Source organism: Bacillus sp. I-2 (genome assembly GCF_001974945.1).
GTDB lineage: Bacteria > Bacillota > Bacilli > Bacillales > Bacillaceae > Bacillus > Bacillus safensis.
The window spans coordinates 128,199-150,349 of the sequence record NZ_LZRW01000042.1; the positions used below are offsets into that span (position 1 = coordinate 128,199).

Annotated in this window: 25 protein-coding genes; 9 read left to right on the forward strand and 16 right to left on the reverse strand. The window is 42.7% G+C overall.

Annotation, left to right across the window (positions count from 1 at the left end; all coding sequences use genetic code 11):
* The 7 genes from qoxC to BAE31_RS11905 all read right to left on the reverse strand — a co-directional run bounded on the left by qoxC (position 1) and on the right by BAE31_RS11905 (position 8,893).
* Positions 1-618 (reverse strand): cytochrome aa3 quinol oxidase subunit III, encoded by a 618-nt coding sequence (qoxC, locus tag BAE31_RS11875; RefSeq protein WP_024423834.1) that lies wholly within the window; start codon positions 616-618, stop codon positions 1-3.
* Entirely contained in the window at positions 618-2,576 is a 1,959-nt protein-coding gene (qoxB, locus tag BAE31_RS11880; RefSeq protein ID WP_024423835.1) for a cytochrome aa3 quinol oxidase subunit I, read from the reverse strand. Before qoxB ends, qoxC begins: the two co-directional genes overlap by 1 nt.
* 27 nt (positions 2,577-2,603) lie before the next feature.
* Positions 2,604-3,560, reverse strand: a complete 957-nt coding sequence (gene qoxA, locus BAE31_RS11885; protein WP_087976235.1) for a cytochrome aa3 quinol oxidase subunit II — start codon at positions 3,558-3,560, stop codon at positions 2,604-2,606.
* A 517-nt stretch (positions 3,561-4,077) separates the two neighbouring features.
* Entirely contained in the window at positions 4,078-5,160 is a 1,083-nt protein-coding gene (locus tag BAE31_RS11890) for a M24 family metallopeptidase (protein ID WP_041108306.1), read from the reverse strand.
* 12 nt (positions 5,161-5,172) lie between these two features.
* A complete protein-coding gene (galT, locus tag BAE31_RS11895) occupies positions 5,173-6,684 on the reverse strand; it encodes a UDP-glucose--hexose-1-phosphate uridylyltransferase (RefSeq protein ID WP_076840513.1) in 1,512 nt (503 codons plus the stop codon).
* Positions 6,685-6,719: 35 nt separating this feature from the next.
* Positions 6,720-7,712 carry a UDP-glucose 4-epimerase GalE gene (galE, locus tag BAE31_RS11900; protein ID WP_076840514.1) on the reverse strand — a complete coding sequence of 331 codons (993 nt, stop codon included), beginning with the start codon at positions 7,710-7,712 and terminating at the stop codon, positions 6,720-6,722.
* Positions 7,712-8,893, reverse strand: a complete 1,182-nt coding sequence (locus BAE31_RS11905) for a galactokinase (RefSeq protein ID WP_041108529.1) — start codon at positions 8,891-8,893, stop codon at positions 7,712-7,714. The genes galE and BAE31_RS11905 overlap by 1 nt, the downstream gene beginning before the upstream one ends.
* Positions 8,894-9,074: 181 nt before the next feature.
* On the opposite strand from BAE31_RS11905, the gene BAE31_RS11910 reads away from it, so the two are divergent.
* The gene (locus tag BAE31_RS11910; protein WP_024423841.1) at positions 9,075-9,920 is read left to right on the forward strand and encodes an AraC family transcriptional regulator; all 846 of its coding nucleotides are present in this window, start codon (positions 9,075-9,077) and stop codon (positions 9,918-9,920) included.
* Positions 9,921-9,954: 34 nt separating this feature from the next.
* Here BAE31_RS11910 and BAE31_RS11915 read toward each other — a convergent pair whose 3' ends face one another.
* Together BAE31_RS11915 and BAE31_RS11920 are read right to left on the reverse strand one after the other, a co-directional pair.
* Positions 9,955-10,212, reverse strand: coding sequence for a hypothetical protein (locus BAE31_RS11915; RefSeq protein ID WP_024423842.1), 258 nt, complete (start codon positions 10,210-10,212; stop codon positions 9,955-9,957).
* A gap of 27 nt (positions 10,213-10,239) precedes the next feature.
* Entirely contained in the window at positions 10,240-10,623 is a 384-nt protein-coding gene (locus BAE31_RS11920; RefSeq protein ID WP_012011676.1) for a GtrA family protein, read from the reverse strand.
* Between the two features lie 455 nt (positions 10,624-11,078).
* Between BAE31_RS11920 and BAE31_RS11925 the strand changes: the two genes are divergently transcribed.
* The 5 genes from BAE31_RS11925 (at position 11,079) to BAE31_RS11945 (ending at position 14,832) form a co-directional block, all read left to right on the forward strand.
* A complete protein-coding gene (locus BAE31_RS11925; RefSeq protein WP_008345506.1) occupies positions 11,079-11,219 on the forward strand; it encodes an anti-repressor SinI family protein in 141 nt (46 codons plus the stop codon).
* Between the two features lie 302 nt (positions 11,220-11,521).
* Positions 11,522-12,211 (forward strand): class I SAM-dependent methyltransferase, encoded by a 690-nt coding sequence (locus BAE31_RS11930; protein WP_041108311.1) that lies wholly within the window; start codon positions 11,522-11,524, stop codon positions 12,209-12,211.
* Positions 12,204-12,872 (forward strand): glycosyltransferase family protein, encoded by a 669-nt coding sequence (locus tag BAE31_RS11935; protein ID WP_041108313.1) that lies wholly within the window; start codon positions 12,204-12,206, stop codon positions 12,870-12,872. The genes BAE31_RS11930 and BAE31_RS11935 overlap by 8 nt, the downstream gene beginning before the upstream one ends.
* 107 nt (positions 12,873-12,979) lie before the next feature.
* Complete coding sequence (locus tag BAE31_RS11940) at positions 12,980-13,294, forward strand: DUF485 domain-containing protein (protein WP_024423845.1); 315 nt, start codon at positions 12,980-12,982, stop codon at positions 13,292-13,294.
* Positions 13,291-14,832 carry a solute symporter family protein gene (locus tag BAE31_RS11945; protein ID WP_024423846.1) on the forward strand — a complete coding sequence of 514 codons (1,542 nt, stop codon included), beginning with the start codon at positions 13,291-13,293 and terminating at the stop codon, positions 14,830-14,832. The genes BAE31_RS11940 and BAE31_RS11945 overlap by 4 nt, the downstream gene beginning before the upstream one ends.
* A gap of 27 nt (positions 14,833-14,859) precedes the next feature.
* Here BAE31_RS11945 and BAE31_RS11950 read toward each other — a convergent pair whose 3' ends face one another.
* The 4 genes from BAE31_RS11950 to cidR form a co-directional block, all read right to left on the reverse strand.
* A complete protein-coding gene (locus BAE31_RS11950) occupies positions 14,860-15,234 on the reverse strand; it encodes a nuclear transport factor 2 family protein (RefSeq protein ID WP_041108317.1) in 375 nt (124 codons plus the stop codon).
* A 133-nt stretch (positions 15,235-15,367) separates the two neighbouring features.
* Positions 15,368-16,036 carry a thiamine phosphate synthase gene (gene thiE, locus BAE31_RS11955; protein ID WP_041108319.1) on the reverse strand — a complete coding sequence of 223 codons (669 nt, stop codon included), beginning with the start codon at positions 16,034-16,036 and terminating at the stop codon, positions 15,368-15,370.
* A complete protein-coding gene (thiM, locus tag BAE31_RS11960; protein WP_041108321.1) occupies positions 16,023-16,847 on the reverse strand; it encodes a hydroxyethylthiazole kinase in 825 nt (274 codons plus the stop codon). Before thiM ends, thiE begins: the two co-directional genes overlap by 14 nt.
* 17 nt (positions 16,848-16,864) lie before the next feature.
* Positions 16,865-17,752: a cidABC operon transcriptional activator CidR gene (cidR, locus tag BAE31_RS11965; RefSeq protein WP_039182411.1), complete on the reverse strand. Its 888-nt coding sequence runs from the start codon at positions 17,750-17,752 to the stop codon at positions 16,865-16,867.
* Between the two features lie 165 nt (positions 17,753-17,917).
* Between cidR and BAE31_RS11970 the strand changes: the two genes are divergently transcribed.
* Entirely contained in the window at positions 17,918-18,301 is a 384-nt protein-coding gene (locus BAE31_RS11970) for a CidA/LrgA family holin-like protein (RefSeq protein WP_024423851.1), read from the forward strand.
* A complete protein-coding gene (locus BAE31_RS11975; RefSeq protein WP_041108324.1) occupies positions 18,295-18,975 on the forward strand; it encodes a CidB/LrgB family autolysis modulator in 681 nt (226 codons plus the stop codon). Before BAE31_RS11970 ends, BAE31_RS11975 begins: the two co-directional genes overlap by 7 nt.
* Positions 18,976-19,009: 34 nt before the next feature.
* Here BAE31_RS11975 and BAE31_RS11980 read toward each other — a convergent pair whose 3' ends face one another.
* Positions 19,010-20,191, reverse strand: coding sequence for a class I SAM-dependent rRNA methyltransferase (locus BAE31_RS11980; protein ID WP_041108326.1), 1,182 nt, complete (start codon positions 20,189-20,191; stop codon positions 19,010-19,012).
* Between the two features lie 118 nt (positions 20,192-20,309).
* Here BAE31_RS11980 and BAE31_RS11985 point away from each other — a divergent pair, with 118 nt between their 5' ends.
* Positions 20,310-20,693, forward strand: a complete 384-nt coding sequence (locus BAE31_RS11985; protein ID WP_024423854.1) for a VOC family protein — start codon at positions 20,310-20,312, stop codon at positions 20,691-20,693.
* A gap of 84 nt (positions 20,694-20,777) precedes the next feature.
* On the opposite strand, the gene BAE31_RS11990 is transcribed toward BAE31_RS11985, so the two are convergent.
* Both BAE31_RS11990 and BAE31_RS11995 read right to left on the reverse strand, forming a co-directional pair.
* Complete coding sequence (locus BAE31_RS11990) at positions 20,778-21,506, reverse strand: amino acid ABC transporter ATP-binding protein (protein ID WP_024423855.1); 729 nt, start codon at positions 21,504-21,506, stop codon at positions 20,778-20,780.
* Positions 21,503-22,147, reverse strand: a complete 645-nt coding sequence (locus BAE31_RS11995; protein WP_024423856.1) for an amino acid ABC transporter permease — start codon at positions 22,145-22,147, stop codon at positions 21,503-21,505. Before BAE31_RS11995 ends, BAE31_RS11990 begins: the two co-directional genes overlap by 4 nt.
* Positions 22,148-22,151 lie beyond the last annotated feature (4 nt).

The window sequence follows — 22,151 nt, forward strand, 5'->3', positions numbered from 1 at the left end:
TCACAAAAGCCCCCCTAATCCGATCAAGTAAACAGCTGTGAAGATGAAAATCCATACAACATCAAGGAAATGCCAGTATAGACTTGAGATGAAAATCTTCGCTGCTGTTTGTGGAGTTAATCCACGCTTTTTAATTTGGAACAAGATCCCGGTAATCCAGAAGATACCGATCGATACGTGTAATCCGTGAGTTCCTAAAAGTACAAAGAATGCAGACCAATACGCACTTGTATGGATGCTCGCACCTTCATGTACATAATGGAAGAACTCGAAAAGCTCAAATCCAACGAAGCCTGCACCTAGAAGCAATGTGAGAATCGTCCAAATGACAACCCCTTTTGTACTTCCACGGCGCATTTCATGAACAGCAATCCCGCATGTAAATGAGCTAACCAATAGCAGGAATGTCATGATCAATACAAGCTTCATATCAAACAGCTCAGCTGGTAAAACGCCGCCAGCTGTTCTGCCATGTAGAACAAAGTAGGTCGCAAAAAGTGTTGAGAACAACACGATTTCCGCGCCAAGGAATATCCAGAAACCAAGGATGTTTAAACGTCCGGTTTCAGACTGATATTCAAGCGGTGCATTTGCATAGCTGCTATCATTATGTCCCATTACTTCTGCGCCTCCTTATTCTTTTTCTCTGTTTCAATGACTTCTTCAACAGGAATATAGTAGCCATCGTCATATTCAAATGAACGTAAAATCATCGTTGCGAATACACCGATTAAGCCAATAACGCCAATCCAGTACCATTCAAATACAAGACCGAATGCACCAAGTCCAAAGAATGCAGACATGATCAGCGGTCTGCCTGAATTATGCGGCATGTGAATTTTCTTGAATTCTTTTTCAGGATGAACGTCCACATTGTTTTGCTTCCAATGATGGAATGCATCTGGTGTTGTCACTTCTGGAAGTGCTGCAAAGTTATAATGCGGCGGAATTGCAGAAGATGTCGCCCAGTCAAGTGTACGTCCTTCTCCCCAGCTGTCTCCAGACACTTCACGTTTTGAGTGTCTCCAGCTGTAGTAAATGTTGTAGCAAAGGATGATGAATCCGATACCCATCATAAAAGCACCAATTGTTGAAATAAAGTTGAGTGCAGTCCAGCCATCTTCTGGTCCATACGTATAAATACGTCTTGGCATTCCTTGCAGTCCTAGGAAGTACTGCGGGAAGAAACAGATGTTAAATCCGATCATAAATACCCAGAAGAACCATTTGCCGATTCTTTCGTTTAACTTGTAACCAAACATTTTTGGATACCAGAAAACAAGACCAGCAAAACAAGCAAATACAGTACCTGCGATTAATACATAGTGGAAGTGGGATACAAGGAAGTACGTGTTATGGTACTGGTAATCCGCAGCTGCCATCGCAAGCATAACCCCAGTTACACCACCGATTACGAAGTTCGGGATGAAACCAAGTGCCCAAAGCATTGGTGATGTAAAGCTGATACGGCCTCGATACATCGTAAAGAGCCAGTTAAAGATTTTCACACCTGTTGGTACAGAAATCGCCATTGTAGTAATCGAGAAGAATGAGTTAACCGCTGCACTGTTCCCCATCGTAAAGAAGTGGTGAACCCACACAAGGAAACTAAGAACAGAGATTGCCACAATCGATACAACCATCGCTTTGTAACCAAACAACTGCTTTCTTGAGAACGTCGCAAAGATTTCTGAGAAAATACCGAAAGCCGGCAGGATCACAATATATACCTCAGGATGTCCCCAAATCCAGAAAAGGTTCGCCCAAAGCATCGGCATACCGCCTGCTTCGAGTGTAAAGAATGCAGAACCGAATAAACGATCAAATGTCATAAGTGCTAAAGCAACTGTTAGTACAGGGAATGCAAACACGATGATGACAGACGTAATCAATGTTGTCCATGTAAACATTGGCATACGCATAAGTGTCATACCTTTTGTACGCATTTTTAAGATGGTCACCATGAAGTTAATACCTGTCATAAGTGTACCAATACCTGCTATTTGGAGCCCGAGCAAGTAGTAGTTCTGTCCAGGTCCTGGTGAGAAATCATTTCCGGCGAGCGGCATGTAACTCGTCCAGCCTGCACTTGGTGATCCTCCAATAACGAAGGAAATGTTGAACAGCATTGCTCCGACCATAAATGTCCAGAAGCTAAGGTTGTTCAAATAAGGGAATGCAACGTCACGTGCACCAATTTGAAGAGGAACAACGACGTTGATTAAACCAATTAAAAATGGCATCGCCATGAATAGAATCATGATCGTACCATGCGTTGTAAAGATTTCATTATAGTGGTTTGAATCTAAAAACGTATTATTAGGAAGCGCCAGCTGCGCGCGCATCATCAGTCCGTCTACCCCACCGCGGAAGAACATAATCACAGCAGCAAGGATATACATGATTCCAAGCTTTTTATGATCAACTGATGTCAGCCATTCTTTCCAAAGCCATTTCCACTTTTTAAAGTAGGTTAAAACAAACACGATGGCAATGGAAGTAAGAGCGATAGAAATTTGCGCACCAAGAATTAATGGGTCTCCAGTTACAAAAAACTCATCCCATTTTAAATGCATAACGGCCTCCTCCTTTCCTTAGTCAGTTTATTCTGTTTCTAATTTTCTTTTATAGTTCTTCACATTCTCGAAAGGATCTGTCTTGGAATGCGGAGAAACTGCTTGATAACCTAAACGTTTGCGTGCTTGGAGTGCATATTCAGAATCTTCTCCGTGCTTCGCAAAGGATAAATGTGTTGATGAGAACGTCTGCACATCTGCAGCATCAGGAAGCATCAAGTAGTCATACGTTTTCTTCGTTAACTTTGGTGCTTCTTTCTTCGTTTTGTTTACCCATTTATCATAGTCAGACTGCGTCATCGCATTGACTTTGAATTTTTGCTGAGCAAAGCCCTCGCCTGTGAAGTTGGCGTTTCTTCCTTGGTATGTGCCTACTTCATCAGCTTGAAGATATTGTTCCATTTCCATTCCAGCCATCGCATACTTCTCCCCGCCTAGCTGAGGAATCCATAGTGATGCCATAGTATCAGCGGAAGTGATTTTGAATAAAATCGGCTGATCTTTTGGAATGTTTAAGTAGTTCACTGTCTCAATATTTTCCTCTGGATAACTAAAGATCCATTTCCAATCAACAGCTGTCGCATAAACGACAAGTGGATCTTTATGGCTTGTTGCTTGAGGTGCCTCTTCCAAAGAGTAAATTGTTTTTACAGTTGGAATCGAAAGAGCAGCAACGATTAATATTGGGATCACTGTCCAGACAACTTCTAGAAGCGTATTCCCGTGTATTTCTGGGTTATAAGAGGCGTTTCCAACGTCCTTACGCTCACGGTATTTAACCAAAATGATGGTAAACAGTACAAATACCGCACCAACGATAAAGAGCATAAATCCGATAGATAAAAGGATTAAGTCTTTTTGTTGTGCTGCGACTGGTCCTTTAGGATCTAAAACAGCGATATTGCTGCAACCTCCTAATACAAAAACACTCACGAGCATCGCTAATAAAAGCATAGGTTTAATGGCTCTGAACAAGAAGATCACCATCCTTCCTTAAATAATGTATAAATTGCTGAATAATTGTGAAAAGCCATCTGCCTTCGAAAACTTTTCTTCCCTTTGTAATGCTATCAAAATCTGTTAGAGTTAGCTTCCCTTTTTTCAAAAGTTCATTTATTTTTCAACAGATTTCTATCAAAATGTCATAAATTCGACATAAATTTATATTATTGCACACACAATAAATTTCTAGGATTTTGAAAAGTTGAGAGTTGAAGGCAAAGGACAAACAATCAAGAACTTTGTCAAATTTAGGTTTACCACAATAAAAAAGTTTGGTCAAATTTCAATTTAACTTAATGAAATTTTATCTAGGTAAACAATTTCAAAATAGGTATCCCCACATTTAACAAAAACCTTACTTATTTTAACGCAAGTTGACAAGAAAAGAAAGTATCGATCCTCTGACTATGCGGTGTAAGAATTGGCAATAAAGATGAATATGTGGAATCCCGCTAAATGACTTCCAGCAAAAAACCGGCTCAGCGCCGGCATTCTGCAGTTATTCTTCTCTCACTAAAATATCAGGGCGTCTATAGATGTCCCCTTCATGCTCAACGTCAATGTATGTCCACTTGCCTGTATAGGTTAAAAAGCGGTTCCCCTCTTTCTCTACGACTATCGTATCCTCTGACTTCAATCCAGGCAATGAAGGGTTCCAAGTAAACACTTGTTGCAGCTGAATTTCTTCCTTCGATGAGGGAACTGCAATGATTTCTCTAGATACAAAGCCCGTTTTCCCTCCTTGATGAAGCTTTTTCCAGCTATCAGGGAAGCCTTCTTTTTCATACTGAGCAATACCTGCTTTCAATACATCTCCCAATGTCTTACCAGGGCGCGTGGCAGCATTCATGACCGTGTCAATTCGTGCAAGCCGCTCTTTGTTCTCTTCAAGCTCCTTTGGAAGCTGACCGAAGTAAACAGACCTTGTGACATTCGCCACGAGTCCATGCCGTTCAGCGCAAAGAACAACAAGCGCATGCTTTTGAAGTTTTTTGTCTGTCGGAATTGGATGACGGTATTGATGAATCCGGTCATCTGTTGCCACAAGCAGTACCTCTATCGTCATTCCGTGGGCGATCGCTTTTTGAGCCGCAAGCGAAGCGATTTCGTGCTCCGTCTGTCCTGGAACGATTTCTTTACAGACACTCTCTACAATGACTGCTGTTTCATGACAAAGCGTTTCATATTGGCGGAGCTGTGATGCGGAAAGAATGGATCGGACTTGCGACAAATCCGGCTCGATCCATTCGAATCCATCCATTTGAATGTCTGACCCGATCCGTTTGTCTTTTGTGAGTGTTTGAATGTGTGCCGTATCATCCTCAAACCAATCCATCGTTACCACTTGAAATGGGTGATCGATATACGCCATCTCTTCTTCAATGATCCGCTTTTCTTCCATTTGATTCACAATGAGGACGATGTCGTCTTTTAACACAAGCAGCTTGCACACGCCCTCTGGTGTATTTAACACGATGTGATTTCTTCTTCCTCCTGTCAGCCAGGAGAAGTTATTACGCTTTTGAATCAAGACACCGTCGAGCTGTTTTTCTTCCATTAATGTTCTTACTTGTTCAATCATCTAATCACCTGCCTATATGAGTGTATGAATGAAACGTTTAAAAGCTGTTTTCCCTTGCTCGGTTCTTTTAAACACACCCGCCTGTGAGAGAATACGAGAAAAAATCATACCGACTTCTTTTTGTAAAATGGCTTCTGTATTGTCCTCTGTAAAGGTATTCTCTTCAAGCAGACGCTTTGCCCATGTTTCGTGTTTCGTAATAGCAGGGCGGGCTTTGATTTCTTCAAGGGGGTTTTTGGATAACAGCGCTTCTTTTAATTGACTTAATTCCTCTGCTAATCTACCAGGAAGAACTGCAAGACCCATCACTTCAATTAATCCGATATTCTCTTTTTTAATATGATGGACTTCTTCGTGCGGGTGGAAAATTCCATCCGGGTGCCGCTTGTTTGTACGATTATTGCGCAGCACTAGATCTAATTCATAGTCATCGCCATGGCGGCGTGCAATGGGTGTAATGGTATTATGCGGTGTCTCTCCTGTATGAGCTAGCAGCTCTACTTCTTCATCTGAGTACATTTTCCACTTGGTTAAGATAAAGTCTGCGGCGTCTGCAAGCGTCTGCCGGTCGCTGCTTCGAAGCCGGATGACAGACATCGGCCATTTCACAATGCCAGCCCTCACATTCGGAAAGGCATTCAGAGAAAAGACATCTTCCACCTCCGCTTTCGCCATCGGAAATTCATGCGCACCGCCCTGAAAATGGTCATGACTTAATATACTGCCCCCGACAATCGGAAGGTCGGCGTTCGATCCGATGAAGTAGTGAGGGTATATATATATGAAAGAAAGCAATCGTTCAAAGGTCTTTTTGGTGATGCTCATCGGCTCATGTTCGCCTTTGAACACAATGCAGTGCTCGTTGTAATACACATAAGGTGAAAATTGTAGAAACCAAGATTCATCTGTGAGTGTCACAGGAATAATCCGGTGATTCTGTCTCGCTGGATGGTTGATCCGCCCCCCAAACCCAACGTTTTCTTTGCAAAGGAGACAAAGAGGATATTGTTTTTGACTAAGCTTTTTGGCTTCAGCGATTGCTTTTGGATCCTTTTCCGGCTTTGATAGATTAATTGTGATCTCCAGCACGCCGTCATCTGTTGGTGTAAACCACTGCACATTTTTGGCGATTCTGCCTGTATGAATATAGTGTGCGTGCTGCTGCATTTCATAGAACCAGCTTGTAGCCGCCTCTGGCCCTTCATGCTGGCGTTTCTCTTCAAACTTTGCGTAGATGACACTTGGAGGCGCCACCAAGCATCCCATGATTTTCGCATCTAGTAAATCGCGATACGTATCCGTCCCCTCAGGGATAAGGCCAGTCTCAACTGCCCAATCCAGCATCGGCATTAAGATGTCTTCAAGCTCCGCCTCCCCTGAGACTGTTCTCGGCTCAGCTTCATCCAGCCCAAGCACCTCAAGCAGCCGATTTCTCGTATAATCGATATCTAGTCGTGTGATCAGCTCTTGATTGATCCCGTATTGAATCAGCTGTTCCAGTTTTTCAAAAATATCAACCGCCATTCTCTCTGTCCCCTCTCTTGCCTGCCTGTTATGCGTTATTTACTCTGGTAGCCGTCTGGATGCTTCTGAAACCAATCCCACGCACTTTGAATGATGGTGTGAAGGTCAGCATATTGAGGTGTCCACCCTAATTCTTGCAGTGCTTTTTCAGAAGAAGCAATCAGCTTTGCTGGATCTCCCGTGCGTCTGTCAGCCACCTGTGCTGGGATCGCATGCCCCGTGACGTTTCTAACAGCATCTACTACCTGCTTCACGGAGAAACCAGTGCCATTCCCTAAGTTATATGTTGCACTTTCTTTTCCAGCGCGCAGACGATCAACAGCTAAGATGTGCGCGTCTACTAAATCCATGACATGAATGTAATCCCTAATACACGTGCCATCCTCTGTCTCATAATCATCACCGTAAATCATGATCTGATCTCGTTTTCCTAAAGCCACTTGCAGAATGATCGGAATGAGATGTGTCTCAGGCTGATGATCCTCTCCGACAAGTCCTTCTGTATGAGCGCCAGCTACATTAAAGTAGCGAAGCACGACGTATTTCATTCCATATGCCTGCTCAGACCACTTCAGCATTTTTTCAATGGCTAGTTTCGTTTCTCCATAAGGATTGGTTGGATTCGTCTCATCCGTTTCAACGATCGGCACTCGCTTTGGTTCACCATATGTGGCAGCGGTTGAAGAGAAAACGATGTGTTTCACATTAAATTCATTCATCACCTGAAGTAAGGCTGTTGCTCCTCCAACGTTGTTGTCATAGTACTTTAGCGGGTCTGTTACACTCTCGCCGACAAGTGAATCTGCGGCAAAGTGCATCACCGCTTCTATTTGATGTGTTTTGAAAACCTGTCTTAAAAAATCTTGATCTCGTAAATCTCCCTCTTCTAAAACAGCTCCCTCCAAAACAGCTTCTTTGTGGCCTGTCTGCAAATTATCCACTACCACCACTTGTTCACCTTTCGCTAAAAGAGCAGCTACCGCATGGCTGCCAATGTACCCTGCTCCCCCGCACACTAAAATTGTCATTACACTTCCTCCTTCGTGAGTTCTCTTGCGCCGCCTCCAATTCCAGCTGTGTAAAAAGAGGCTTGAATGCCTGTCTTCTCTTGATAAATCGCACCCGTTTCTTTTATAAATGATGCCAGCTGCTTTTCTTTCACAATACTGATGGTGCAGCCGCCAAAACCCGCGCCCGTCATACGAGAGCCAATCGTTCCAGGATGGAGCCAAGCGGCTTCTGCAAGTGTATCTAGTTCAAATCCAGTCACTTCATAATCATTCTTTAAAGAGAGATGAGAAGACTTCATGAGGGCGCCTATTTCTTCCATTTTATCATTTTTCAGAAATTTGACTGCTTTTATGGTCCGCTCGTTTTCTGTCACTACGTGTCTTGCACGTTTAAGGCATGTTTCATCCTGAATCAAATGGGCATGTTCGGCAAATTCATCTGCCGTGAGCTCACATAAGTGGGCAAGATCGATTTCTTTTCGTAAATCGTTTAAAGCTGATTGACACTCTGACCGGCGTTCATTGTATTTGGAGTCTGCCAGTGTCCGCTTTTTGTTTGTATTGGCAATGACAAGCGCCAGTCCCTCTTGCCGAAACGGACTGTATTGAAAATCAAGGGTATCGCAATTGAGCAAGATGGCGTGATCTTCTTTTCCAAGAGCAATTGAAAACTGATCCATGATGCCGCAATTGACGCCAATAAATTCATTTTCTGCACGCTGCGAAAGGAGGGCAAGACGGGCATTTGAAACGCCGAATGAATGCCATTCATTGATGAAGACGGCGGTGACAAGCTCAATCGAGGCAGAGGAAGACAGGCCTGCGCCATTAGGAATATTGCCGCCGTATACAATGTCAAAGCCTTCTTCTATCTTCATCCCTGCTTCGATAAACTGATGGAACACACCCTTCGGATAATTCGCCCAGCCGTCCGATTCTAAGTAAGCGATTTCAAAAAGGTCGAATTCTTTCACACCATCGCCATCAAAGTTCAAGGAATACATTCTCACGCGGCCATCTGTCCGCTTTGCACATGCTGCATATGTACCGAGAGTGAGCGCACAAGGGAATACATGACCTCCATTGTAATCTGTATGTTCACCAATCAAGTTCACTCTTCCCGGGGCAAAAAAATAGCGTAGTTCTTCTTCTCTATCCCCAAATTGCTGGTGAAATGCCGTGCGTAACATATCGATCATATCCATTCCCCTTTTCTCTTCTGATACTCTTATTTTAGTTGCCTGAACTGCGTAAGTTCAATGGTAAAAAAATCGTTAAAAAATACCCTTTTTTTGCTGTGAATGGTACGATGTGATATGAGGTGTACCATGATTCAAAATAGAAAAAGGTTGTTTTTTGCTGTGAAGGAGGTTTTCCAATTTGAAGAAGGAAGCATTTGCATTTCGTTTTCACCATTCTGATGTTACATTGCCGGCACAAATATGGTCTGTTGGCTGGGAGGTTCAATCATCTTCGTTATACAGCTGGAATGGCGTGGAGCGGAAGGATCAGGGCAAGTGCATCTTTCAGCTCACACTGTCTGGACATGGCATGATTGAAATCGGACAGAAGCGGTTTAAAGTCTTGCCGGGGCAGGCCTTTCTTGTGAAAAGCCCTAGTGCCTATCAATATTATTTTCCAGAGGACAGTGAGCATTGGGAATTTCTCTATTTGACGCTTTATGGGGAAGCCTGCGATCTTTGCTTTGACCAATTTATAGATCAAGGAAAGCAGGTCATGCGTTTTCATCCTCATTCCAAACCGATCCGCCTGCTGAAGAAAATTTATGATGAAGCCAGTGAAAGACGGATAACCAATCCATTTGAGGGGTCTAGCCTTGCTTATCAATTTGTCATGGAACTGTATTCATATTTGCCAAAGCTTGAGGGACAAATGGAGAAATGGCCTGAGCCTATCGTCCAAGCGGCCTTGTTTGCCAGCCATCATTTTCACGAGGAAATTGGCCCAGACGATATGGCAGCTGCGGCACGTTTATCCAAAAGTCATTTTACGAGAGAATTCAAAAAGGCCACTGGCTTCACACCTATTCACTACTTAACCAATATCCGGTTAGAAAAGGCGGAAACATTACTAAAAACAACGAAATACTCGATTGAAGAAATCGCCATACAGTGCGGCTACCGAAATGCGAATTACTTGAATAAAGTCTTTCGAAAGAAAATCGGCATGTCTCCAAAGCAACTGCGGGAAACAAGCGATGCATAATAAAAAGCAGCCGCTGCATCATTGGCTGCTTCTTTTACGCTTTTGACAGGTCAACATGAATTCTCCCTTGTCTTAAAACAATGGTCATTTGTGTATCAGGGGTCATTAAGTTTTCTAAAATGTCCGTTGCCGTTTGAAGCGCAATGTCCATTCGGTTGATCTTTTCCTTTTCTTGTTCCGAAAACGCTTCTGGATGTGCGGTCATTTCTTTGACTAGCCTCAGCACTTGTTCATGCTGCTTTTCTGTTTGTTGATATATGGCATCATATAAGTCGTCTGGCCTGCTGCTCATTTCACATCACCTATCTTTTTTTATGTGTTAAATCGCATCTTCTTTTGTTTTCTTGAAGACGAACCACTTACTGGCGACATAATTGACCACCACAATCACAAAGTTGACGAGAATTTTTGCGACGGTTTCATTGAGCGCCATTTGGCTCACAAATAAAATCATCAGCCCCAGATCTACACCTAGAGACATGAGACGGACACTAAAAAATGAAGAAAGCTCACGCATGAGGCTTTTTGTGTCACGAGCCTTTTGCTTGAAGACATACTTCTTATTGGTGATATAAGCAAAGAGAACAGCAAATACCCATGAAACAACCGTAGCTGTTTTGTAATCCATGGAAAACATCTCAACGAATAAATAGAAGCTGACGATATTGACAATGGTTGTACACACACCCATCACAAGATACATGACAACTTCTTGATACTTTTGAAAAAGGCTATACATGTCTTTCTTCATTCCTTCTTGGTGGTTTCTGTTTCTTTTAGAATACCATCTTGAGAAGAACTTCCCAAACGAACAATATGTATGTCCTGCAAAGATGAAATTTGTTCTACTCGATGGCAAATGTCAACACAATTGGTTTATATGAGTCAAATGTTTTAGGTCTTTATCATTATTTTAATTTATAATCTTTCAACTGACTTTACAATTGTTTATTATTAGAAGTAAGATTTCAATATTTATGGGTTTTTTAGTCATTTTTTTAGGGACGTGGTAGGTGATAGATTTTACAAAATAGGTTAAATGTCATCATTTTTCGACAAAATTTATTTTGCGCTGTTTTCAACCACACGTACAGTTACTAGACGGTTTGTTCAAGTCATTGGTTGCAGTGAATATGTCTTATTGAACTGGAGGATATTATGGATACGCAAGTGAAAAGAAGAGTTGACGAAGAGTGGGTTTATTTGATTCAGGAAGCGAAAAAAATTGGACTAGGCATCGAAGAAATACAAGCTTTTTTAACATCCAACGGTGATCAGAAGATGATAAACAAACCGTAAATCAACGCCGTTATCCTTTGTCTTTCAGACTGCTTTGGCTATAAGTTCTGACCTGTCAATTGACCTTTTGAAAATCCTTTCATGACGATACGCTACAATAATTGAACACCTCTCCATACCAATCCCTTCACTCAATGGGGTTCTGTCTTTCTATATTAGGAGGACAGTCCATTTCCTGTTCTTTATATGATCCCTTTTTTAGCCGTCATTCATGAAAATTGTCCTTCTCTCGTTATAAAACCAAGCTGCTCACCCATATATTAAGCATGAAAACAACGAGAAAGCAGAAAGGTGGGTAGAGCGTGAGTTCAGATTCCCTTTCGTATTATCACCAAAAAAAGGATCAGTATTATCATGGGGTAAACCCGGTCATCGTCAGCCGTATCCGCGCGGAATGGACGTCTTTGTTGGATATCGGATGCGGCACAGGCAAGCTTGGAAAAGTCCTGAAACAAAAGGGCCGGACCATTTATGGCATTGAGTCATTTGAAGATGCAGTAAAAGAGGCTAAGCAAGAGCTGGATCATGTTCTCTGCGGAAATATTGAACAGATGGCTCTCCCTTATCAACATGAACAATTTGACTGCATGATTTTCGGAGACGTCCTCGAGCATTTATTGGACCCTTGGGCCGTTTTAAAAAAGGTGAAACCCTTCCTTAAAAAAGAGGGTGCCATCCTGTCATCTATTCCAAATATCGGCCACATTTCCACGGTTTTAGAATTACTAGCCGGCAGATTTACTTATACAGATGCAGGGTTAATGGATCAAACACATTTACGTTTCTTCACCCTTCACGAAATACATGCACTCTTTCATTCAGCGGGTTTTCACATTCGCGAATTCGAGGCCATTCGCGTACAGCATCCTTCCTATGCAAGCGTGTTGAATGATTTACATGAATTACTCATGAAACACGGCATTCGTTCTGATTTTCACGAGTCTGCTACAGCCTATCAATATGTGGTCGAGGCGGTTCCATTTCATGAGTAATCCGACGATTCTGTTTGTTTTATGTGTGAATGATGAATCGATGTTTCAAGCTTGCTTCCGGCAGCTCGCTTCACTTCCGGCTCCTCATGGATACCATGTGGAGGTCTTACCAATCAGACAGGCATCAAGTATGACCTCTGCATACAATGAAGCCATCACTCATCCAGCTCAGTTTAAAATTTATCTTCATCAGGATACCTTGATTGTCAAACAGCATATGCTGCTTGAACTCATCCCGCTTTTTTTACAAAATCCATCACTTGGCATGGTTGGCGTGATTGGAGCAGAAAACGTGCCTGACAATGGAATTTGGTGGGAGAGTTCTGATTGCAGGGGAAAAGTCATTGAATATCGTCACGACACCTATCAGCTGCTTTCGTTTGAAAGAGACCGTCAGCAGCCCGAAGCGCAAGATTATATCAAAGCTGCGGCCATTGATGGTCTATTCATGGCAACACAATACGATGTGAGGTGGCGTGAGGACCTCTTTGACGGCTTTCATTTTTATGATGTCTCGCAGTCCTTTGAATTCACTCAGAAGGGCTATAAAGTTGGGATTGCAAGACAAGAAGAGCCTTGGTGTATTCATAAATGCGGAGATCATTTTGACGCAGAAGCATATGAAAAAGCGAGAGAAACATTTCTTGCAAATTATCGATAGAAAGCACCCTTTTCGGGTGCCTTTTTTATGATATACTGTCATAAACAGCCAGATCGTCTCATATGCATTGGAGTACCTTGTCCCTAATTCGTACAAAGGAGGAAACAATGGCAGACAAAAAAGTTCATTATAAGAAGGTTGCCGCTTCAGAGGATTTTCGAAAACTTCTTGAGGAAAAACGCAGATTTATCGTACCGATGACGATTTTCTTTTTTCTCTTTTACTTTTCACTTCCGGTTGCTACATCCTACTTCACCTTTTTGAACACGCCGGCAATTGGCGCGATCTCATGGGCTTGGTTATTCGCCCTCACACAATTTGTCATGACCTGGGTTTTATGTGGACTTTATGCAAAAAAAGCAGCTAAGTTCGACAATTATGTAAGCGCTTTAAAAACTGAATCAAGAGGTGATGACGAATGAGCATGACCGCTTTTATTTTGTTCGTAGCGATCGTAGGTCTCACATTGGTCATCACATATTTTGCTGCGAAAAAAACAAGCAATGCGAGTGATTTTTACACAGCAGGCGGAGGTCTGACTGGGTTTCAAAACGGCCTTGCCATTGCTGGCGACTATATGTCTGCTGCATCATTTTTAGGGATTGCTGGAATGATCGCGTTAAACGGATTTGACGGTTTTTTCTATAGCATTGGTTTTCTAGTAGCGTATCTTGTCGTTCTTTACGTTGTGGCTGAACCGCTACGAAATCTAGGGAAATATACGATGGCCGATATGATCGCTGCACGATTTAAGCGCCCTGCCATTCGAGGGGTTGCCGCCTTTAATACCATTACAGTCTCCACTTTTTATATGATTGCACAGCTTGTTGGAGCAGGTGCATTAATCAAGCTACTTCTTGGCATTGATTACTGGATCGCAGTGCTGATCGTGGGTGTCCTGATGACCATTTATGTCGTGTTTGGCGGCATGATTGCGACCAGCTGGGTACAAATCACAAAGGCTGTGCTTCTCATGCTTGGGACGCTCATTATTTCTCTGCTTGTGTTTGCAAAGTTTGATTTTAGTCTGCTGAAGATGTTTGAACAGATGAAAACTGCAACCCCGCTTGGTGAATCGTTTCTTCACCCGGGAAATAAATATGATGTGCCTTTAGAAACCTTGTCTCTTAACCTCGCCTTAGTGCTTGGGACAGCAGGTTTGCCGCACATTTTGATCCGTTTTTACACAGTAAAGGATGCGATTTCTGCGCGAAAATCGGTTCTTTCTGCTACTTGGATCATCGGGATTTTTTATTTAATGACGGTTTTCCTTGGCTTCGGTGCTGCTGCCTTTGTTGGAACAGAAGCGATCACAGCAGCAGATGCAGCCGGAAATATGGCCGCGCCTCTTCTGGCACAAGCCCTTGGAGGAGATTTATTATTTGCCTTTGTTTCCGCTATCGCTTTTGCGACCATATTGGCAGTGGTGACTGGTCTTGTTTTATCCGCCGCGTCAGCTTTTGCCCATGACTTTTATAGTCAGATTATCCGCAAAGGAAAAGCGAGTGAGCGGGAGCAGGTGAAGGCGGCACGCTTTGCTTCAATCGGCGTGGCGATCCTCTCCATCATTCTTGCATTATTTGCCCAGTCCTTAAACGTCGCTTTTCTTGTGTCTCTTGCCTTCGCAGTCGCAGCGAGTGCGAATTTACCTTTGATTATCTTCACTGTTTTTTGGAAACGTTTTAACTCTACGGGTGCCATTGCCGGAAGCTTAACAGGCCTTCTGAGTGCACTGATCATCGTCTCGCTCAGCCCAAGCGTTTGGGACCCATCAGGAGCAGCCATCTTCACAGGAGAGCCGCTCATCCCGCTGTCGAACCCTGGGATTATCTCAATTCCACTCGGATTCCTTGCCGCATACTTAGGCACGATATTCTCTTCTGAAAAAGCAGATGAAGACACCTTTACGGAAATTCAAGTAAAGGCACATACAGGCATGCATATGGATACTGATTCATAAGGAAAAGCCGGCTGCACAGCCGGCTTTTTAATAGCGCTGGAATAACTCTGGGTTTTTCGGAACGTTTTCTAAATAAACGATCTTCCCGTGGTCGTCCAGCTCGGCGATATCAATTCCTTCTGCTGTATAGACACGGCCATCCGAAAGTTTTCCGCAAACGGCCCAGTTTGTTTCATACTTTCCATCTTCTCTTTTTATCCACCCATCCCACATATGCTTAATGTCATCATGTACGTGGAAAAATGTGTTCAAAAACTGTGTGAATGCTTGGATACCAGGCTTTTGGGCGCCATTTAAGACAATCATGACATCTTCAGAAAACAATGCCAGCAATTCATCCAGTTTCTCCTGCCCTTTTCCTGCTTCATCGTATCGGCGAAAATACGTATTGAGCACTTCCATGTTGATTCTCCTTTATTTACCTGTCATTTCGAAAATAATCGAACTATATAATTGTACACAATTGTTTCTATCCTGTCTATTTTCCCCGGCATAAGAAAAGACATGAATTGATTCAATCCATGTCTCCTTCAGATTAAAGAGATGCTTTTTCTGCTACAACAAGTGATTTCAGCTCTTCTGCTGCTTTTTTTGGATCGGCGCTCTGGCTAATAGCACTAATGATGCTTATACCGTCTGCCCCAGCTTGTATCACTGGTGCAGCGTTATCGTATGTGATCCCTCCGATACCTACAATCGGAATCTGAAAGCCATGACGGCGGACTTCAGTGATCAAAGACACACCCTGGACACTGCGTGTATCCTTTTTCGTTTCCGTTGGATAGACTGGGCCCATCCCGACATAATCTGCTCCGTCCTTCATGGCTTGTTTTACTTCATCTAGGTTATGCGTCGACACGCCTAATATTTTATTCCCGATCCTTTCTCTAACGTCTTTTGCATTTGTGTCTTCCTGTCCAACATGAACGCCATCTGCATCAAGATCAATCGCTAGCTGTACATCATCATTCACAATAAAAGGAACATTTGCTTCTTGGCAAAGCGCTTGAATTTGACGAGCCAATTGTTTCTTCTCATCACCCTGCAAAGCTTTTTCACTCTTTTCACGAAATTGAAACATGGTGATTCCGCCTTGAATGGCCTCTTTCACAACATCAAGCGGCTGCCTCGTTGTATTCGCTGTGCCCATAATAAAATAAACCGATAATTGCTGTTTGATTTGCTGTTGCTCAGCCTTTGTCATGTGAAACTCCCCCTATTTTCCCTAACGTCAGCACTTCATCTCCGGTTGTGTGTGATAGTTCGTTTAACAATTCCATTTGAAAAGTTCCCGGTCCTTTATCCTTTGCGTGCAGAGCTGCCCTTTCAGCGGCGACACCATAAAACAGCAATGCAGCGGCCGACGCATGAAGCGGCTGTTCACCTGCTGCACAAAATGCCCCGATGACTGACGTCAGCAAACAACCGGTTCCCGTCACCTTGGTGAGCCATTCATGTCCATTATGAATGGACAGCACCTCATCTCCATCTGACACCACATCGACTTTTCCTGTAATTACCACTATTGTCTGAAGTGCAATAGACGCTTGTTTGGCTAATGCCGATACATCTCCATTCGCCGCTTTCGCATCAACGCCTTTTGACTCCCAGCCATCCACTCCAAGTAAATGAGCCACTTCAGCAGCATTTCCTCTGACAACGGTCATTTTCACTTTCTTTAACAGCTGTTTAGCGGCATTCGCTCGAAACGTTGTCGCACCGACGCCGACAGGATCTAACAAAACAGGTACACCTTTTTCATTGGCGGCTTGTCCAGCGAGTATCATAGCTTCCACCGTCTCTCTGGTCAGTGTGCCAATATTAAGCACAAGTGCATCCGCTAATTGCGCCATTTCAGCCACTTCTTCTTTGGCGTTTGCCATGACTGGCGAAGCACCTAAAGCAAGCAGTCCATTCGCTGTAAAATTCGTCACGACTTGATTGGTGATATTATGAACGAGTGGATTTTTTTCTCGAACCTTCTCCAATAAATGAGACGCGCAGCTTGTTTTCATCCGTATCGTCCTCCCTTTTACTCTGCATCCCACACGTAGGATTTCGTATGCTTTAACCATTCTCTTGCCGCAAACGACAAATAGCGGTCTTTACGCCAAATGACACCTAAATGCCACGGGATCGATGGGTTTAGGGAAATGACCTTTACCTTTTCAGGATCAAGATCACGGCAGATTCGTTCTGGCAGAAGTCCAATCCCTAAGTTTTCAGCTACCATTTCACTAATGAAATCCCACTGAGACGTTTCATAAATGACATTTGGCCGAAATCCCGCATTCATACATTCATTCAAAATCCGGCTGTGCAGAACAAAATCTTCTCTAAAGAAAATAAAAGACTCTTCCCTTAAATCAGCTAAATGTACCTCCTCACGACCAGCCATCGGATGGGATGGGTGCGTTACGAGCTTCATGTTCTCTTTAATAATGGTGTACGTATGAAAAATTTTATCATTTGCAGGCAGTACAATGACACCAATATCAAGCGACCCATCCTCAACTCCTTCTTCTACTTTAATAGAGCCGTGCTCAACCAATTGAAATGTGACATCTGGATATTGCTGGCGGAATTCCCCCATGACATTCGGGAAGAAACTTGACCCAATCATCGGCGGCAGTCCGATTCGAATATGCCCTTTTTTCACATTCATTAAATCATTTAATTCGCTCGTTAAATTCTGAAATGACTGTGTAATTTCACTCGCCTGTGTATACATGGTTTGGCCAGCATCTGTCATTTCAACCTGCCGGCCATTGCGGTAAAACAACTGGACCCCCAGCTCATCCTCCAGGTTTTTGACCATCTTGGAAATGGTCGGCTGCGATACGTAAAGGGACTGCGATGCTTTCGTGAAGCTCTTTAACCTTGCCACTTCTAAGAAATATGTTAAATGTCTGATGTCCATATGCTTCATCCTCCCTATAGACAAAAGGAATAATTACTATTCGATATATGTATTTTACCTATAACTGAACGTGCTGTACACTTTAAAGTAAGCTCATCACTTGGAACGTTGTCATGTTTTTGTGAAACACTGAACAATTTATATAGAAAAAGGAGTGAACAGAAAGTGAAATTGCTCAAAACGCCGCTGATTGCTGCCCTTCAGATTATGGCCTTGTTTATTTTTGCGAAATTCATGAATGTGCTGGCGGCCTTTTTGCATTTAAGAATTCCGGGCACGATCTTAGGCATTCTTGTCATTTTCTTATTACTTCATTTTAAGATCATTCAATTAAAATGGATAGAACTTGGCGCCGTATGGCTGCTCGGAGAACTGCTGCTTTTCTTTATTCCATCAGCAGTTGGTGTCATTGATTATGGAAAACTGCTTTCTCAATCTGGCACAAGTATTGTCCTTGTCGTCTTAATTAGTACGTTTGTGGTCATGCTCTCAACTGGTATCATGACGCAAATGATTGCGAAACGAAAGGAGCGGAAAAAGCTATGTTAGTTGGCGGACTATTTCTGATTTTAACAGTTCTTTTATATCTCGGATCAAAAGCGGTGTACAAACGGCATCCGAAGGTTTATGTCTCACCGTTACTTGTCACTCCGCTTGTCCTTGTCGTCTTGCTGTTAATCGTCAACATTCCTTACGATGCTTATAATCAAGGCGGGAAATGGCTCACGAATATGCTGCAGCCTGCGACTGTTGCTTTTGCCATTCCTTTATATAAGTATTTTCATATCCTGAAGAAGCATGCAGTGGAAATTATTTTGAATGTGGCTTGCGGCTCTGTCATTGCGATCTTATCAACGGCATTCATCGCCAAGTTGTTTCATCTGGACACAGGCCTTATTGAGAGCCTTGTCCCAAGATCGGTCACAACACCTGTAGCGATGAGTGTGTCAGAAATGATCGGCGGCATGCCGTCCGTTACGGCCGTATTTGTCATTTTAACCGCACTGTTTGGATCGATTATCGGTCCAATGGTGATCCGTTATTTCCGCATCGATAATGACATTGCCATGGGCGTCCTGCTTGGAACAGGTGCACACGGTGCAGGAACATCGAAGGCCTTTGAAATGAACTCCGTCTCAGGGACGATCTCAAGTGTATCGATGATTATTTCAGCCATTATTACATTATGTGCAGCGCCTATCCTTATGTCGTTTGCCTTATAGAAAAAAGCCATTCCTTATCGGAAATGGCTTTTTCTTATGCTTGTATGAAGACAACCTTTAAATAGTTTCCTTCGGGATAATTCTTCGTTGTACGGAAATCCTCAGGAAGTGTATATTCTTCAAGTATCCGATAGGTTTGCCCTGATTCTTTAAAAGCCTGTGCAATAAACCCTTTAAATTTCTTCATGCCAAATGCACTGCTATTCGTTGATGCCACAATGACGCCGTTCTCAGCTGTAATTTGGATGGCTTCTTTTAATAGCTTCTTATAATCCTTCGCCGCACTGAATGTGTGCTTTTTCGTTCGTGCAAAGGAAGGCGGGTCTAAGATGACGAGATCATAGGTCCAGCCTTTTTTCGCTGCAAACGGAAAATATTTAAAGACATCCATGACTTTGATATCCTGCCCGTCCACATCAATACCATTGACTTCAAACTGCTCAGATGTTTTTTTCAAGCTGCGGTTTGCAACATCCACACTTGTCGTACGGCTCGCTCCACCAAGCGCAGCTGCCACTGAGAAAGCGCCTGTGTAAGAAAACGTATTGAGCACAGTCTTTCCTTTTGCATAACGGTCTCGGATCGATTTTCTCACATGACGCTGATCAAGGAAGATACCCGTCATCGCGCCATCATTTAAGTAAACCGCCACGTTCATCCCGTTTTCTTTCACGATGAGAGGAAATTCACCTTTCTCTCCCTTCACAAAATCATCATCTTCTATATACTGTCCAGACGTATCAAATCGTTTCTTTTCATAAATGCCTTTATAGTCTGGATATACCTGCTCAAGTGCAGCCAATACATCTTCCTTTAATGTATAGACTCCTTCGCTATACCATTGGATGAGGTAGAATCCGTCATAATGATCAATCGTGACGCCGCCAATTCCATCACCCTCTCCGTTGAAGACGCGGAAAGCAGTCGTCTGTGCATCACGAAATAAATGCGTTCTGCTTTTCGCCGCCTGCTCAAGCCTAGAGACAAAGAAAGTTTGATCTATTTTTTCGTTCGCATCAAAGGTTAGGACCCAGCCGATTCCTTTATTTTGTACACCATAATACCCTTTTCCTAAAAAAGCGCCTCGCTCATCTACCCATTCAATGAGCTCGCCTTCCCGTACACCGTTCACATGCGATACTGCATCTTTGGAAATGAGCGGATATCCTTTTTTCACTTGCTCCGCAAATGTTTGTTTTAATGAGATTTTTTTCATTTGTGTCATCCTTATCCTAAATTGACTCTCTCTATCCTACCATATGAATGTATACGTTACTTCTATTATGATAAGATGAGGAGAAAAATATCAACATGACATAGAGGAGGCACTTCGTTTGACGACATTACGCTTAGATCATACAGGTATTATGGTTTCGAATATTGATCAGTCGATTGATTTTTATGAAAAAGTGGTGGGCATGAAATTAAAGGACCGCATCACTCATACAAATGGAGTGATTGAGCTTGCCTTTCTCGGTTTTAAAGATGAAACCGAAACGGAAATTGAGCTCATCCAAGGCTACAGCAGTGACCTGCCATCTGAAGGGAAGGTCCATCATCTCGCTTTCACAACAGACAATATTCATGCTGAATTCAATCGTATTCAAAAACTGCAAATTGAATTAATTGATGAAGAAATCACGACATTACCAAATGGATATTGTTACTTCTTTTTCAGAGGACCAGACCAAGAATGGATCGAATTCTTCCAGCGCTAATATTTCCTAGGAAATGGGGCCGCTAAATCTCTCCATTTATTCATAAAGAAAAGAGTAAGAGCATATACATGCCCTTACTCTTTTTTATAACACTTTACTAAGAAATGATTTTGTACGCTCATGCTGCGGGTTCCCAAAGAGAGCTTCCGGTTTGTCTTCCTCGACAATATATCCGCCATCCATAAAGATGACACGGTCTCCTACTTCTCTTGCAAAGCCCATTTCATGTGTGACCACAATCATTGTCATGCCTTCGACAGCTAACTGTTTCATTACAGCTAATACATCCCCCACAACCTCAGGATCAAGAGCCGATGTCGGCTCATCGAATAATAGTACTTTCGGGTCCATTGCCAAGGCTCTTGCAATGGCGACACGCTGTTTTTGTCCACCAGATAATTGATTAGGAAAGCTTTGAGCTTTGTCTTTTAAGCCGACTTTTTCAAGCAAGTCTAACGCTTTTTCGACTGCTGCCTTCTTCTCGATGCCTTTTACCTTGATCGGTGCAATCGTGATATTTTCTAAAACGGTTTTATGAGGGAATAAATTAAAGTGCTGAAACACCATGCCTACTTCTTGTCGTACTTTATTGATATTCACTTTTGGGTCTGTAATCGTGTGTCCGTGGACAACGACTTCTCCAGCCGTGATATCTTCTAATTTATTGAGGCATCTTAGAAACGTGCTTTTCCCTGATCCAGAAGGACCAATGACACACACTACTTCCTTTTCCTCGATGACTGCGTTAATATCCTTTAACACTTCGTGGTCGCCAAAAGATTTCTTTAAGTTTTTCACCGTAATCATACTCATTTGATATCAAATCTCCTTTCTGCGTAGCTAGCCAGTAGAGAAAGTAAATAAATGATCACGAAATAAATGACACCGACAATAAGCCAGACATTCAAAGGATCAAATGTAGCCGATGCTTGAACTTGTCCTCGCTGCATAATATCGGCAATCCCGATAATAGATAAGAGAGATGTATCCTTCAAACTGATGATGGCCTGGTTTGTAATCGCCGGGAGCATCCGGCGGAATGCCTGCGGAAGGACGATAAAGCGCATGTTTTGCCCCCCTGTAAAGCCTAATGAGCGCGCAGCTTCTGTTTGTCCTTTATCAATAGACTGAATCCCTGCACGAATAATTTCTGAGAAATAAGCCCCTGCATTAATCGCTACTGTAATAATTCCTGCAGGCACTCGATCAAGCGAAATGAATTCAAGTGTATTCAAACCAAAATAAATGAAGAATAGCTGTACAATAAATGGTGTACCTCGAATGGCATTCACAAAAACGAGTGCGATGAAATTTAAGATTTTAAATGGTGACAGACGGAATAATGCCACAATTAACCCGATGATAAACCCTAAAATGATGGCAACAACAAAGATATATAAAGTGGTTTGCAAACCATCCATTAAATACGGAAATGCGTTAATAATAGTATCCATGTTT

What these genes read in the sequence shown, in the direction of transcription:
- qoxC (WP_024423834.1), bottom strand. Translation starts at nt 618, where the DNA reads ATGGGACATAATGATAGCAGCTATGCAAATGCACCGCTTGAATATCAG.
- qoxB (WP_024423835.1), bottom strand. Translation starts at nt 2,576, where the DNA reads ATGCATTTAAAATGGGATGAGTTTTTTGTAACTGGAGACCCATTAATT.
- BAE31_RS11890 (WP_041108306.1), bottom strand. Translation starts at nt 5,160, where the DNA reads ATGATTGAACAAGTAAGAACATTAATGGAAGAAAAACAGCTCGACGGT.
- galT (WP_076840513.1), bottom strand. Translation starts at nt 6,684, where the DNA reads ATGGCGGTTGATATTTTTGAAAAACTGGAACAGCTGATTCAATACGGG.
- galE (WP_076840514.1), bottom strand. Translation starts at nt 7,712, where the DNA reads ATGACAATTTTAGTGTGCGGGGGAGCAGGGTACATTGGCAGCCATGCG.
- BAE31_RS11905 (WP_041108529.1), bottom strand. Translation starts at nt 8,893, where the DNA reads ATGATCGATATGTTACGCACGGCATTTCACCAGCAATTTGGGGATAGA.
- BAE31_RS11915 (WP_024423842.1), bottom strand. Translation starts at nt 10,212, where the DNA reads ATGAGCAGCAGGCCAGACGACTTATATGATGCCATATATCAACAAACA.
- BAE31_RS11920 (WP_012011676.1), bottom strand. Translation starts at nt 10,623, where the DNA reads ATGTATCTTGTGATGGGTGTGTGTACAACCATTGTCAATATCGTCAGC.
- BAE31_RS11925 (WP_008345506.1), top strand. Translation starts at nt 11,079, where the DNA reads ATGGATACGCAAGTGAAAAGAAGAGTTGACGAAGAGTGGGTTTATTTG.
- BAE31_RS11935 (WP_041108313.1), top strand. Translation starts at nt 12,204, where the DNA reads ATGAGTAATCCGACGATTCTGTTTGTTTTATGTGTGAATGATGAATCG.
- BAE31_RS11940 (WP_024423845.1), top strand. Translation starts at nt 12,980, where the DNA reads ATGGCAGACAAAAAAGTTCATTATAAGAAGGTTGCCGCTTCAGAGGAT.
- BAE31_RS11945 (WP_024423846.1), top strand. Translation starts at nt 13,291, where the DNA reads ATGAGCATGACCGCTTTTATTTTGTTCGTAGCGATCGTAGGTCTCACA.
- BAE31_RS11950 (WP_041108317.1), bottom strand. Translation starts at nt 15,234, where the DNA reads ATGGAAGTGCTCAATACGTATTTTCGCCGATACGATGAAGCAGGAAAA.
- thiE (WP_041108319.1), bottom strand. Translation starts at nt 16,036, where the DNA reads ATGACAAAGGCTGAGCAACAGCAAATCAAACAGCAATTATCGGTTTAT.
- thiM (WP_041108321.1), bottom strand. Translation starts at nt 16,847, where the DNA reads ATGAAAACAAGCTGCGCGTCTCATTTATTGGAGAAGGTTCGAGAAAAA.
- cidR (WP_039182411.1), bottom strand. Translation starts at nt 17,752, where the DNA reads ATGGACATCAGACATTTAACATATTTCTTAGAAGTGGCAAGGTTAAAG.
- BAE31_RS11975 (WP_041108324.1), top strand. Translation starts at nt 18,295, where the DNA reads ATGTTAGTTGGCGGACTATTTCTGATTTTAACAGTTCTTTTATATCTC.
- BAE31_RS11980 (WP_041108326.1), bottom strand. Translation starts at nt 20,191, where the DNA reads ATGAAAAAAATCTCATTAAAACAAACATTTGCGGAGCAAGTGAAAAAA.
- BAE31_RS11990 (WP_024423855.1), bottom strand. Translation starts at nt 21,506, where the DNA reads ATGAGTATGATTACGGTGAAAAACTTAAAGAAATCTTTTGGCGACCAC.
- BAE31_RS11995 (WP_024423856.1), bottom strand. Translation starts at nt 22,147, where the DNA reads ATGGATACTATTATTAACGCATTTCCGTATTTAATGGATGGTTTGCAA.